This is a genomic window from Mesorhizobium sp. M0244, assembly GCF_040321795.1.
Taxonomy (GTDB): domain Bacteria; phylum Pseudomonadota; class Alphaproteobacteria; order Rhizobiales; family Rhizobiaceae; genus Mesorhizobium.
On record NZ_JAMYSE010000079.1, the window covers coordinates 1 to 12,694 of the forward strand.

General features: G+C 56.2%; 16 protein-coding genes and 2 pseudogenes. 6 read left to right on the top strand and 12 right to left on the bottom strand.

From position 1 onward, the window contains the following. The 3 genes and pseudogenes from NKJ08_RS30080 to NKJ08_RS30090 all read left to right on the top strand — a co-directional run. Window positions 1-1,055 (top strand): thioesterase domain-containing protein (locus NKJ08_RS30080; protein WP_352784744.1); only part of this gene is annotated, 1,055 nt, incomplete at its 5' end. 207 nt (window positions 1,056-1,262) lie between these two features. After that, window positions 1,263-1,895, top strand: a complete 633-nt coding sequence (locus NKJ08_RS30085; protein WP_352784747.1) for a 4'-phosphopantetheinyl transferase family protein — start codon at window positions 1,263-1,265, stop codon at window positions 1,893-1,895. Window positions 1,896-1,936: 41 nt separating this feature from the next. Beyond that, a pseudogene (locus NKJ08_RS30090) lies at window positions 1,937-2,084 on the top strand (transposase); the annotation flags it as partial. Between the two features lie 102 nt (window positions 2,085-2,186). Here NKJ08_RS30090 and NKJ08_RS30095 read toward each other — a convergent pair. The 3 genes and pseudogenes from NKJ08_RS30095 to NKJ08_RS30105 all read right to left on the bottom strand — a co-directional run. Next, window positions 2,187-2,540 (bottom strand): annotated as a pseudogene (locus NKJ08_RS30095) (DDE-type integrase/transposase/recombinase); the annotation flags it as partial. 470 nt (window positions 2,541-3,010) lie between these two features. After that, window positions 3,011-3,202 (bottom strand): hypothetical protein, encoded by a 192-nt coding sequence (locus tag NKJ08_RS30100; RefSeq protein ID WP_352509872.1) that lies wholly within the window; start codon window positions 3,200-3,202, stop codon window positions 3,011-3,013. A gap of 115 nt (window positions 3,203-3,317) precedes the next feature. Next, entirely contained in the window at window positions 3,318-3,443 is a 126-nt protein-coding gene (locus tag NKJ08_RS30105; RefSeq protein ID WP_352784749.1) for a hypothetical protein, read from the bottom strand. 751 nt (window positions 3,444-4,194) lie between these two features. Between NKJ08_RS30105 and NKJ08_RS30110 the strand changes: the two genes are divergently transcribed. After that, on the top strand, window positions 4,195-4,494 hold the full coding sequence (locus NKJ08_RS30110) for a Y4lK-related protein (RefSeq protein WP_352784751.1): 300 nt from the start codon (window positions 4,195-4,197) through the stop codon (window positions 4,492-4,494). 1,102 nt (window positions 4,495-5,596) lie between these two features. On the opposite strand, the gene NKJ08_RS30115 is transcribed toward NKJ08_RS30110, so the two are convergent. Beyond that, window positions 5,597-6,055: a hypothetical protein gene (locus tag NKJ08_RS30115; protein WP_352707228.1), complete on the bottom strand. Its 459-nt coding sequence runs from the start codon at window positions 6,053-6,055 to the stop codon at window positions 5,597-5,599. Window positions 6,056-6,208: 153 nt separating this feature from the next. Further along, entirely contained in the window at window positions 6,209-6,811 is a 603-nt protein-coding gene (locus NKJ08_RS30120; protein ID WP_352707226.1) for a hypothetical protein, read from the bottom strand. 97 nt (window positions 6,812-6,908) lie between these two features. On the opposite strand from NKJ08_RS30120, the gene NKJ08_RS30125 reads away from it, so the two are divergent. Next, entirely contained in the window at window positions 6,909-7,481 is a 573-nt protein-coding gene (locus tag NKJ08_RS30125; RefSeq protein ID WP_352707223.1) for a helix-turn-helix domain-containing protein, read from the top strand. Window positions 7,482-7,599: 118 nt separating this feature from the next. On the opposite strand, the gene NKJ08_RS30130 is transcribed toward NKJ08_RS30125, so the two are convergent. The 4 genes from NKJ08_RS30130 to NKJ08_RS30145 are packed head-to-tail and all read right to left on the bottom strand — an operon-like array spanning window position 7,600 to window position 10,784. Next, on the bottom strand, window positions 7,600-8,916 hold the full coding sequence (locus NKJ08_RS30130; RefSeq protein ID WP_352774505.1) for a sensor histidine kinase: 1,317 nt from the start codon (window positions 8,914-8,916) through the stop codon (window positions 7,600-7,602). Then, complete coding sequence (locus NKJ08_RS30135; RefSeq protein ID WP_352707219.1) at window positions 8,913-9,467, bottom strand: putative pterin-binding protein; 555 nt, start codon at window positions 9,465-9,467, stop codon at window positions 8,913-8,915. The genes NKJ08_RS30130 and NKJ08_RS30135 overlap by 4 nt, the downstream gene beginning before the upstream one ends. Continuing rightward, a complete protein-coding gene (locus NKJ08_RS30140) occupies window positions 9,448-10,149 on the bottom strand; it encodes an FkbM family methyltransferase (RefSeq protein WP_352707217.1) in 702 nt (233 codons plus the stop codon). Before NKJ08_RS30140 ends, NKJ08_RS30135 begins: the two co-directional genes overlap by 20 nt. A gap of 5 nt (window positions 10,150-10,154) precedes the next feature. Continuing rightward, window positions 10,155-10,784 (bottom strand): DNA-binding response regulator, encoded by a 630-nt coding sequence (locus tag NKJ08_RS30145; protein WP_352707215.1) that lies wholly within the window; start codon window positions 10,782-10,784, stop codon window positions 10,155-10,157. Between the two features lie 136 nt (window positions 10,785-10,920). Between NKJ08_RS30145 and NKJ08_RS30150 the strand changes: the two genes are divergently transcribed. Next, window positions 10,921-11,265 carry a hypothetical protein gene (locus tag NKJ08_RS30150; RefSeq protein WP_352468892.1) on the top strand — a complete coding sequence of 115 codons (345 nt, stop codon included), beginning with the start codon at window positions 10,921-10,923 and terminating at the stop codon, window positions 11,263-11,265. Here NKJ08_RS30150 and NKJ08_RS30155 read toward each other — a convergent pair. From NKJ08_RS30155 to NKJ08_RS30165, 3 genes are read right to left on the bottom strand one after another with little or no spacing between them, the layout of a single operon-like run. After that, window positions 11,262-11,432 carry a hypothetical protein gene (locus tag NKJ08_RS30155; RefSeq protein ID WP_352707212.1) on the bottom strand — a complete coding sequence of 57 codons (171 nt, stop codon included), beginning with the start codon at window positions 11,430-11,432 and terminating at the stop codon, window positions 11,262-11,264. The genes NKJ08_RS30150 and NKJ08_RS30155 overlap by 4 nt on opposite strands. A 2-nt stretch (window positions 11,433-11,434) precedes the next feature. Continuing rightward, complete coding sequence (locus NKJ08_RS30160) at window positions 11,435-11,974, bottom strand: thermonuclease family protein (RefSeq protein ID WP_352707210.1); 540 nt, start codon at window positions 11,972-11,974, stop codon at window positions 11,435-11,437. After that, on the bottom strand, window positions 11,971-12,570 hold the full coding sequence (locus NKJ08_RS30165; RefSeq protein WP_352774508.1) for a hypothetical protein: 600 nt from the start codon (window positions 12,568-12,570) through the stop codon (window positions 11,971-11,973). The genes NKJ08_RS30160 and NKJ08_RS30165 overlap by 4 nt, the downstream gene beginning before the upstream one ends. Window positions 12,571-12,694 lie beyond the last annotated feature (124 nt).

Consider the following 12,694-nt stretch of genomic DNA (forward strand, 5'->3'; position numbering starts at 1 on the left):
TGGCACAGATCTGGGCGGAGCTTCTCGGTGTCGAGCGGGTCGGGCGCCACGACAACTTCTTCGAACTGGGCGGCCATTCGCTCCTGGCGGTGCAGTTGCTCAGTCGAGCATTAGATCTTGGGCTGGACTTTAGCGCCGCTGACCTCTTCCAAGCCCCTGTTCTGAAGGAACTTGCATCGAAGATTCATTTGGAGCCACAGCCCAGGAGTCGCGGAGTGATTTCCATTCGACCAACCGGATCGCAGCCACCGCTCTTCTTTGTCCCCACAGGTTTTGGAGATTGTTCCTATGTCGTCGGTCTGGTGGAGGAAATGGACGTAGACTGTCCCGTCTACGCTTTACCATGGCCGTCTTTCGATGAAGTTCGTCCACTGACCCTTGAAGCGATAGCTGATCAGGTCATCCTCGCGATCAAAGAAATTCAACCGCAGGGACCATATCGCTTCGCTGGATACTCATCAGGCGGAATCTTGGCTTACGCAATCGCCCAGCGCTTGCTGAGTCTCGATGACGCTGTGTCGTTCATCGCTCTCATCGATGTTACGCTACCCGCAAACGTGACAAAGATATCACCCATCCAAATGGTACGAGACGTCGTGCTCGATTCTTTTGAATCCTTAGATGATGAGAGCTTCGAAGTGTTGGAGCAATTTGCTGGACAAAGTTCAATCTCTCAGCTGCTTGAAAAGGGGCAGCAGATTGGGGCAATACCTCTGGATCGTAATCTCCATAACGATGTTTTGATGTATGAAAGGACCGCCCGGTTCCACAAGGCGCTGCAGGCGTACCAAGTCCCAACCCTGCCAATTGAGATACATCAGTTTTATGCCACCGAGGCTCTCTTCAGTTCTCGGGCACGACAAGCTAAGAGTTCATTCTGCCCAGAGGCATGTTCGCCTATGCGCGGCTGGGACCGGGTCTTGAGTCCGGAGGCCATTACTGCCGTACCGATTGTAGGCGACCACGTGACGATGATGAGTGTTCTGGAAAGCCGCAAGGCTCTGGCCCGAGCTATTTCTACGCCCTTAATCGGGGTTCTTGAAAAAGATCCCTAGCGAACTGCACCGAAGGTTCTGGCACCCAGACGAGGTTCGGTCTCGGATCGCGACAATCCCCAAATGTCGGAGGAGTTCTGGCTCGGTGATCCAAAGATGGGAAACATATGTGGTCCGCCGCCGCTGCTGATCGACGACCGAGTCGAGTCAATTCCAAGGCCAAGCTGCATTGGCTGAGCTTCTCACTTGAAATGCTCAAAGAAATAGATGGAGACTATCACCATTGATCAACAGAACATCCTCGTCGGCATTCGTCCAATAGAACCGGCCGACGAATCCACCTTGTACGCTTCCGAAGTTACCCCGATGGGACGCGCTGTTACCAAAGTCCGTCGCCAAAGCGGTGCTGCAAGAGTAATTGCCCGAACACTTCTTGGGAAACTGGGATTCCCACCACTGCCGATCTTAAAGACGCGCTCTGGTGTTCCGATCTGGCCGGCCGGCATCGTCGGATCTTTGGCTCACCACGATACAGTAGCAGCCGCCGCTATTGCAGGAACGAAGAGGATTGCAACTCTCGGCATCGACATTGAGCCTAATGAGCCACTGCCGGAGAACTTGATCGAATTGATTGCTACCCCTAACGAGCAACGCATGTACGATCTACGCCTGCTTGAGCGGCGGGACCTCTTTGTTTTGAAGGAGGCCGTATATAAGGCGTATTTTCCACTGTACAATGACGTTCTTGAATTCCAGGACGTGGAAATTGATATCTCTGCGCGATTAGGGTACGTGTCGAAGGCAAATTGCACGTTTTCGCTCGAGTTACTTATTTCCAACAATGTAATCGGGTTGGCGTATTCATGGCCGACATGCGGTGACCTTGCCCCGCTGATCTAATCCGGTTGACGTTCGTTCTGGCCCATCGAGAGGACCAGGACATGAAACGTAGCCGCTTTTCTGAAGAGCAGATCATCGGAATTTTTGAAGGAGCCGCAAGCACGGGGTCAGCGACGCCTCGATTACAACTGGAAGGGCCGCTTCGGCGGGATGGATGTCTCCGAGGCTCGGCGACTGAAGGCTCTGGAGGGAGCATGAGGAACTGTGGGGCGGTTATGCGGCGAGAGCTGTTTCGTCGGTTTTGTTGCAACGGCTGAATAGGGGCACAGAGAGGCCCTGATGCGAGGTCAATCAGGCGGCGAGGATTTCGAACTGCTCGGCCAAGGACGGATTCGGATTGAAGGCGTACCTCGCCTGTCGCTTGCGCATCATGTGAATCATTTCGATGCCGGTCAGGATGGTGGCTGCGGTGGCCGTCGATTTGAAGCCGAGCATCGGCCGGATACGGCGCTTGATGCGCCGATGGTCCTGTTCGATCCGGTTATTCAGGTATCTACTCTTGCGGATCCGGATCGGCTTCAGCCGGCGCCGGGAGCGGTCCTGCAAGCGATTTGTGGTGTCGCAGGAAACGATCGCCTCCCGATTGGTCTGGCTATCGTCGATGACGACGCGATCCGGTCGGCGATGACGCTCCAGCGCCTTTCTGGGGTCAGGACAAGAGCAGTTCAAAATCTTGCGCTAAGAGCGAACGGCTCCGACGCTGTGCTGATGGGAGGCTCCGCGCCTCCGCCGGTTGCTCAACCCGCGCCAAGAGGCGTAACAGAAACGGCCAAGGCTCTAATCGCCACTGGAGGACAGTTCAGTGGCATGTATGGACGGCCTCCGCGTGGCAAGGGCTTTCTGACATTGATGACAGGTCGGTCGGCTGCAGGCATGTATTCGGCCTTTGAGTGCGGCCTGTTGTGGCGTTGCGCCAGGATGGACATTCTGCTGAATTTTACATGCGGCGCCGTTTCATGGATGCGCGCTTGGGCTCCCCATTTTCTATTGCCCGCCCCGGCTCATGCCGGGCTGGCTTCTTGGCGTTCTGGGAGGATTTGCTCACCATGGTTCATAGTGGCAGCGCAACCGGTGAGCGCCTCACCTGAGGCTACATGGCGGCCGTGGAGATTGCCTCAGAAGCGGCGCCCAATCGGAAACCTTAGCACCTCCGCGTTTTGGCGTGGCTGCTTGAACTCTTCGACGGCAACCGCCTCAATTAGCAGGTCCAAGGCTTCGCGTCCCCTTCGACTCATCGGGTCATCGCCACAAAGGTAGTCATACGCTCGATCTAAATGCACTCGGGCGGCGGAAAAATTGCTTGTCATAGGACCCTCTCTAACCACCCGCATTGCCGTCTACGACGGTGAAGGTCGCGCAATCGCCAATATCGACAGACAAATTTGAATCAAACCGGGGATGATCGGGGGAGTAGCCAGGACGTCACCCACGCTGACTGAACCGGTCGACATCGACGCCGTGGTCTCGGCATTCCTCGCGCGCCTGGAGGCCGAAGTCCCCTGACATGATGCCGCCGTCGAGCCCGCCGACGATCACTCGCTGGCGCATGGTCGGATCATAAATGCCGAGCACCCCGTTCCGACCACCTCTGACCTCCGTCATTCGATGCAGACGCGCGGAACCGGCCCGATTTTGCGGCGTAGAGCCAGAGGCGGCCGCCAGGTCCCAGGCCGGTTGGCTCCAAATCGCGCTAGGTCGTGTGGATCAGGTTTGTCCACACCATTTAGCTATACGCGGGGGGCGATAATACCACCGAAGAAGAAATGGCGCAGGTATTGGGTATCGATCCGTCGGAGCACCCAATCCCGCCCGCAGCGCGGGTCGCAGCCATCTCGACCGATTGGTGGACTCCTGACTACGGGATTTAAGGAGCTTTTCCAACCTATAGCTAAATGGAAAGAGACCCCTCGATCGCGCCAACCTCGGCCCAACCTACTGGACTCCAGAACGAAAAGAGCGCGTGGGGCTCGAGCGACTTGCGAGGAGAAGGAAATCGCGCCTCGGCATGACTGACTCCGACTGCCTGAGCGCCGGCATCGCCTTTCAGTGCGCCCAAGGGGAGCGTTCCGGTGGCCAGTGCTGCCTTGCTGGAACGGAGCAGGTGGGCTGTTCTAGCAACACGGTTGAGTGCCCGGGGTGCCAACAATGAACAAATGCGCAGGAACGCTCGATCGGGCGCCTTCGGCAGGCCTGAGACCCTAAAACCTGTGCAAGTGCACAGGTAGCGAAGTGCGTGCAGGTTCGAGCACAATGGGCGTCGGCGCAATTTCCATGCCGACCACCAACGGAGATATCTGCGATGACCAGCAACATGCGGCTAATGAAAGCGAGCGAGATTCCCGCCTTCGTCGACAAGGTGATCGAGGCTGGCTGTGATATCTGCGCGATCGGTCACTTAGGCTACTCACTGGGCGATGTTGACGGGAAGGTACCCTGGCGCAAGGTAAAAAGAATCGTGGAAGAGTTTGGCGATCGTGATCACCTGCTACCGGAGATCGTTGCCTATCTTCGCTCGATAGGCCGGTGCATAGAACTCTCGTCGTCGACAAACGAGGGCCGGAGACCGCACAAAACAGGCACTCGAAGACGGAACGCATAAAAGGACGGGTCGGAGACGATTGTCGAATCCGGCTCCTTCACCGACAATGACGAGCTGGACTTCGGGACCGGTATCGACGCCAACGAGCTGTGGTTTGCCCAACAATAACCTCGTCTTCTCGTACCGGGCACCACGGACAAGGGTCGGTCAATGACTGTTCGCCGGGCAATGTCGTCGAAACTATCAAGTCCGGCGACGGCAAGGTGCTTAGCCATTCCGACGTGGCAACTCTGGGTCGCGGCCATGGCTGGTGTCGATCCGGCAACGTCGCACACGGAATTCGGCATCCAACCAAAGATGCGCGGTTTGGCGACGCCTAGAAGGTTGGAACCATCCCTGCCCCAATGCAGCAGTCCTGGTGGCTGATGAAAACAAGTCCACGATGCCCGGTGGTGCGCTTCCACCGCACCACCGGGGTCTTCGCCGGAGCCAAATGCAGAAAAATCCAGGCGCGTGCTGAAACGTCGCGAGGAATTCGATTGGATTATGTCAGCTGATAAAATGACCCGTTCAATTTCGATCGATCAATCAGCGCCCTTGGGGGGCTGTCGGTCCGTATCGCGCCTGACCGCGGCGCTATGCTGGTGCTCCTACGGCCGCCCTGTTGGCGAGGTCTTTCGGGTCATCACACTGTCACGCTTCGGCTATCCGCCTTCCCCCTCATGCTCAGTCCTAATCGATGCGGTGGACGCCCCCCAACAGCATCGCGATGCGCTGTCGTTTCCGACTGTGACACCATAGTTCAAACCCGATAACCGCAGTTTACTGAAAGAATCCACAAATTCGTAAGCTGCGGCAGGAGAGAAAAAAGCAACAGCTAGAAGACCGCCGCCGAGTTCCATAATATATCTTATGCAACTTTATAAGTATTGGCGCTGGTTTCAGTGAGCGAATGCAGTTGCACCGCATCGAGGTCTTATCGAAGCTCATTGCTCAGGTCAATGTTACTTTAGATCCCCCCTGATCACTGATGAAACACCTAGAACCGGAAGTCGGTTACGCCGGAGTTTTCTGAAACGCCGGTGGCTGCTCGAGGTCAGACCATATCGGTTTTCGCTCGCGTTCCCTTCTCGGCTCACTCACCCCTTCCCTCTCGGCTCACTCACTTGTGCGGCATGCAATAGATGCCCTCGGATTCCATGAGTACCGCGCCGCCCTTTAACTCGCTCAATGCGCCGACCCAGGCTTCCGAATAAGTGCGGCTGGCATCCACGGCCGTCAGCCAAAGAACGCGATTGTCAGCCAGTTCGACTTTAACTTCCTGCTGCAAAGGGCTTGCCTGCACGGTCTGTTGATAGTGCCGTTTGATCCTGACATTGCTGGCCGGGAACTCAGCTTCGTTGCTGCCATAGTTCAGCACAAATCCAGTGTGGTCCTCGGCCACTGTGCAACTGCCGTCACGCTCACACACGATTTTTGCGGCGGTCTTGCAGTCCCATTTCAGTGAAGCGGGCCACATCGGATTGTCCGCGCTCGATCGCGGCTTGTCGCTCTGACCAGCCGCCGTCGAGACTGCCCATGTGCTCATTATCGCAGTCGACAGGAGAAGCGCCTTCAACACTTATTACCCTTCCCTGATCCAGTATTCGCATTGAGCTTTCGAAGCCATCGCTGTCGTCGGCGTGAATGAACCGGACAGAGACGTTTTGTGATCCTCACGGCGACTCGTCCTGCGTGATCACCTGGCTTATTGGCACGTTGAGATTGAACTGGCTTATGGCACGTTGAGATTGAACCAGCTTTTCTGGCGTAGGCCGTTCGCGTCGTCATACTCGATGAACCAGGGCTTTGCGCGCATCGGCCGAGAGATGGTGTAGTAGGTGGAGCCGTTACCAAGGGAATGCCCTCTATCGTTGCCCGTGATCTGGATTTTTGCCGTCACCAACTTACCGTTCATTTTGATCTGGGCCTGTCGAGATCCGTTGTCATGGTCTTGGCCGAGGCGACTATTCGTGAAAGTGACGGGCAGTGTGAGCCTGTCGGAGCTGATGCGGCAGATGTTCCGTTCTTGCCTCATTCCTGGCCGATCGGAGTCGTAGCTGCCAACTGCTTGCCAGCCAGAAGGACAATCCTCATACTTCTCGTATCTCGCGGCGCTGGAGTTGGCTTGCGGACAGGTCGGCCAGTTAAAACCCGGAGCTTTCATCGCCGCAATCAACTTGTAGATTGGCGGGTGGCAAGAAGGAGTGCCCTGCCAGTCACCGGACAGACAGAGGAGGACCTGACAGCCCCATTCCGATGCCTGTGATTGGGATGGAAGAGCTGCGGCGCCCGCGACGGCGGCTGCACCCACCAAGAGATATTTCAGTACGATCATAGCCTTTTCCTCGCGGCGGATTCTGATACTTTACTATGGATCATCCGCGCGAAAAAGGACAGATCGAGAAGGTAGGTTTGTGCGACTACATCGATTTATGAAACGAGACATCGCGGGCGTGGTCGACAACCCGTTGCGTGTCAACATTGCGACAACGCTGGAGCGGGAGAGAGCCAGGCGTGGCCTATCCCATATGCACATGGCCGAGCTGTTCCGGACTGTCGAGGGCGAAAGGCTCGCCTACCGGACCTACATCCAGACCGTGCGGCAGAAAAACAATGTCACCCTGACGACGTTGCAAATCATGGCAAGCGGCTTGCATGTGTCAGTTGCAGACCTGCTCGCGGGCGGAAAAAAACTTCCCGAATGGGCGCATCAGTTGGACGAGACTGCAATCCGCAAGCGTCTGGCGCACATCATCGACATTGAGCGAAAACGACGCACTTTGCTCCGCTATGAGATGGCCGAGCTCATAGGCGTGGCGGAGGCGACATTCATGAAATTGGAACGCGCAAGCGGTAATATCAGCGTCGACACAATTGCCGCGATCGCCAAGGCGTTGAAACTTGATCCAGCGACCTTCCTCTTTTCCGATAAGGTCCCGCCATCAACTGATCTACCTGTTTCTGACGCACCCGGAGGCGTAGATTCTCATTTCAGAGAGCCGTAAACTTCCAGCGTCATAATCCGTCTAAGCTGGGCTACACCGAATGGCTGGCAGGTTTTCGCCGTGATAGCGCATACCGGTGCAATTCAGGTGAAAATGGAGCAGAGCTGAGAGCTCACAGCTAGCCGCCCCACGAGTGTTCCTTTGTTCGCCCGTACCTGCGGCACGATTGCCAAAAAGTGGCTGCGGCGGAAGCCAGGGGAATTCTGACCTGTACAGTTGTGCCGACACCATGAGCACTCTTGATGATGAGCATTCCGTTCAGCGTCGAGACCATCTGAGAACATGCGGTCAGGCCAAGGCCAGTATGATTCCCGGCTCGCGTTGAAAAGAAGGGAGTAGTTGCTTTTGCAACGATTGCAGGTGGCATGCCTGAGCCCTCGTCGGCCACTTCAAGCACGAGGTAAGTGCGCGGGAAAAAGGGGCGCCGCTTGACTGTCGCGGAGATGAGAACTCGGGCGTTTTTGGCGCTCGACGAAGCGGCCAGCGCGTTTTCTATCAGCTCATTCACCACCAACCGTAACGGCGTCGCCGGGACGGGTAGCAAGCGCGCTTTGGAATCGACCGAGACTTGCACCAAACTGCCGCGATCCTGCGTAAGATCCTCGAGCAGTCGGCCGAGCGACATAGTGCTGGAATCTTGTGGTGCATAGGCGATCTGAAGCACACTGTTGGTGATCGATTCCAGTTCGGTCGCAGCACTGCGCGCAGCCTCAAGCATTTCGCCGCTCGGCTGCTTGTCTGGTTGTGCGTGCTCAAGGAACAGCCTCAAGGCTGTAACCCGCGATCGGGTCATATGCGCAAAGAGCGAAGCGAACGAGCGCATATGCTGGTCACGGCGATTGGCTAAAGCATAACGCTGATGGATAACGAGATAGAAGGTAGCACCCAGGCCAAGTGCGATGGCGAAGATGAACCAGTTGCGCGAGGCCGCAATGTCGATGCTGGCGGTCTGCTGCAAGGTGGCGCTGTGATCAACGGTAGAGCTGGAAATCTCGTAAATTGACTGTTCCAGCTTGGCCATCTCGGCAATGGCTTGGGTGTAGTTTCTACGCGCTGACACAAGAGGTGCAATTCTCTGTTCGAGGGTCAGGCGAATCCGGCCCAGGAGTTCGGCGTCATGGTCGGGAAAAAACCGGTTCAGATAGGGCAGGTTTTCCAACTGCGCGACGTTGACGCTCACCAGCGCCATTTGTCGATCGATGTCCGCATCAAGCTTGCCCGTCTCGTCGGCGATGCGAAGATAGCCATAGACTCGCAAAAGACGCTCGCGAATCTGTGCCGCACGCCACTGAATCTCGAAGGTCTGATTGAGGATGGCATCAGTCTCCTGACGATAGCGGTTCGATTGGATGAACGTCCACGCACTCAGGCCAAGCGCCGCAGCCATACCGAGATACGGCAGAACAGTGAACAAACGGCCGTTGAAGAACTTCATTGCGTGGCGCGCAGGATGACTGGGAAAAATACCCAGATCGAGTTTCTTGCGGGAACGTAGGAGGCGGGCAGCTGGTCGAAGGGCCAAACGATGAAGATGGGGCCTTTCTCTACCATGCTGATCGGGCGGAAATCCTGACCCGGCAGGCAATGTGAACCGGCCTTGTCGTTCTCGTTGCAACGACGCTCGATCGCCAAGATCGGATTATAGGACCGGATTTCGTCCATATGAATATCGGAAACGAAGTTGTCATAGGCGACAACTTTCACCTCCTGCGCGGCGGTGATTCCGGCCTTGGCAAGCACATTTGCAAGCAGTGGCCCACGATATTCTATTTTCTCGTTGTTGCTCGTCCAGGGCGTACGCGTGTCATAGGTCTGTTGCGGAAACTCTGCCCGCAGCTGCTTTACCGAAAAGATGGCGACGGTCTTGCCGCTGGCGTCTTGAACCGACACTTCGTTGGGATCGAGGGGAATTTCCTCGGCGGCGCTGGCGAGCGGAAGGGACAGGGCAAACATGACGGCGAGAGCATTACGCAACATCTTCCACATCCTCGTATTCGCGGGGTCCATCGTTCTTGGCGAAGAGCACGCAAGGTCCTCGGGAGCCCCGCGGATCGTAGGCAAATCCCTTTTCTGCTAGGGCAAGCGTGATGTTGCGGACGCCGTCAAGGCCATAGAGATGATCGTGCAGCTCAAGAAAAATGCGCTCGACGCCGGGCAGCTCGGCATCCTGCAGAAGTTCTTTCTCAGCACCTTCAATGTCCATGACGAGGGCGTTTATTTGATGATCGGTGATGAAACGATCGACGTCGGCCGAGACGATCGAAAGTTCGCGCTCATATGGTCCTTGGTCTTTGTCCGTGGAAGACATCCAAAGGTCCCGGCGAACGTAGAAGGTGAAGGACCGCGGCGGGCCTGCTGTGAGGATACCCTGGGAATATGTGACATTGTCGAGATCGTTGGCCGCTATCACGCGCTTCGCTAGTTCCGCTGTTGCGGGATTTGCTTCAAAAGCCCACACCTGAACGCCGGGGATTTTCGCAATCAGTGCGGTGATGATGCCGATACCGGACCCTAGCTCCAGTACGCGATCGCGCGCCTTGACTGCCCTGAAAATCCACTTCGCTTCCTTCGCCTCATAGCTCTGGCTTTGAAGCGCTCGCCAGATGACCGGCGAGACATCCTGCGGTTCCACGGGAACCTTGATCCCATGTACGGTTAGAGAAGCCATCGCGATCACAGCCCCTGTGGTAGCGGATGACCTTGCCTCATGAGTTTGGCCCGGGCCTGCTTGTAGTACCTTTCGGCAGAGCCGGCATCGATGCCCAGCCGCTCTGACATGAGGGCGAAAATCTCTTTCCGTTTCACGCCAGGCGCGCGGCGGGCCATCATGTCGATGATTTCATGCTCGCGAGGCGTCAGAACGGAAAAGCGATAGTCGGGCCTTGTCATGGCGACTCGCGAAAGGCGCAGGGAGAAGCCCTTGGATGAAATGTCCTCGAGCACGTCGCTGAAAACGCCGGGCGCAAGGCCGGTTTTGCCGAGATAAGCTGCGGCGCCGATCTGCTGGAAGCCTTCGGCTTCGGTTCGATTGTCAGAGCCGGTGACGACGATATGGATGGCGCTCGCAGAGGCTTCCATGATTTTGTCGACGACAGAAACCCGAGCAGTTTCTGACGTGGGATCAAATCCGGGCAAGCCGGGATCAATTACGATGAGATCAAATTGGATGTTTTGAAGCTCTCTGGTCGCAATCTCCAAGGTTTCGGCACCTACAACGATGCAGTCATGGAAGCTTGCTTGCACTTCGTTCATTAATGCCAGACGCATAAGCGTCTGGTCTTCAACCACCAGGGCACGAAACATTAGAAGCCAATCCTTCTACGCAGGCACCCCCGCCCGGTCTTAGAATCGTCGCTTCAAAATAGGGATGATGCCATCCCTATTTTTCCTTACCTCCCGAGGTATCAGTATGTGACCAATGTACGCCAGGAGGAGGACGATGGCTATTCAACTGGTCTGCAGCAACGGACAAATGGAACCGGCTGAAGGTGTCGCGAATCTTATTGCGGCACATCGTCAGAGCCTGGCCATGCTCGAATATCTCGGCAGGCGATTGATGGAAGCTGAAGGGGCGGACGCGGCCTTGCTGGGTCAGAGGATGGACGCGGTTATGGCGCAAGAGGCCGCGGCACGAAGGAGAGCCGCCATCGCTCCAGTAGCCACTGTCGCGGATATGAAAATGAAGGCAGCTTATTTCCAACGGTTGATGGGTCATGGCTGGTGCGAAATTGACGTTGACGATTTGCAGGCGGTGCTCGGTTCTTTCACGAAACTGCAATCCTAAGAGAAGAGTGCCGAAAGCCATGCTGTGATGGCGTGCCAGGCGGCATAAACTCCCGCGGGGACCAAGATAATAGCGATGAATGCGACGGCATCGCCAATTGAGCGGTCGGTGCGTCCTTGCACCGGATATCCATGGTAATGGTTGTGGGCGTCGTCATCGCGGCTCATCATTATCTCTCCGATATGCGTTTCAGCAGCATTTGTACTGGGTGCTGAAACGTTGTGTTCCACAATCCTCTGCGCTTCGACTTCGCATCCAATTCGGCAACTAGGTAATTGCCGTTGACTGCCTTGCCTTTTACTGTCGTCGCCGCAAAAGCATATCCCGTCGAGATGAGGGCCGTTCCGACGTCGATTGTTTCGCCGTTCAACTGCGCTCCGCATATGACAAAAGCCGCCTCGTCGAGCGCGTAGCCGATTGGCTGGCAGGTGATTGCCGTGCCGTCAAACAGCGCGGCCAAGTGCGCCAGCGATGCGTTGCCGCAATCAATTTTCCTGCCGCCGGCCTCCTCTGCGATTGTCCCTCGTAAACACGATTGGACCCCATAGAGATGGAACAGGCGGTCTCCATCGCGCCATGTGTCGCCGGTTAGCAGTTGAGCCGACTTCGATACTTGGAACGGAGTCGGTTCGGTGGAAGCATTGCTCTCCTGTGCGTGAGCCGATGCGGATAGTGCAACGGCAATGGCTGCGAGGCTGAACCTTCTCATTTTTGGAACTGCTCGCCCAGTTCGCCCGAATGTTCCAGATCGGGGCGCAGAGATTTGCCATCCTTGTTACCAATCGCCGCCATGTCGAAAAAGACCATTTCGTCATCATCATAGGCGACCGTGTACGGATCGTTTGCATCGCCTGCACCGACGAGGGAGAAGCACGACACGGCGTCGGGTTCATCCTTCTTGCTTTGCAAAACAAGCGTCTTGCAAAGAACGACAGATGCACGGTGGTTGTAGATCCGCTCTTCGTAATCTTGCGCGGCTTTCGTGCAGTCCCATTCTTCGGCTTTATATGTGATTTTTGGCTTTGGGCACGCTGTGAGGCCGCGCAGCCGATACGTCGCGCCGTTGATAACGCGCTCAGTAGCCGACTTCACCCTCACCGGCATCTTCAAGGCGGTAACGTCACGCCGATAAAGCGCGCCCTTGGCGTCGTAGCGCTCATAGACAAAGACCTTCTCGCCAGGCTTCGAGAACTGAAGCAAGTAGTCCTTCGATGGCTCATCGAAGGCATTCGGGGCGCTCGCGGCGGCTGCGAAACCCACGGTGCTTTGGAGCAGCAAGGCGACGAATATGGCTGTCTGTTTCATCGGATTTCCGTTCTCGTCACGCTTATCGATTGACACTTTACTAGGGCAGAGTGTAGCCATAGTAAAGTGTCAAATTGTGGCAAGCCAATGATTCGACCTCTCCTGACAATATCGCTTTGCGGTG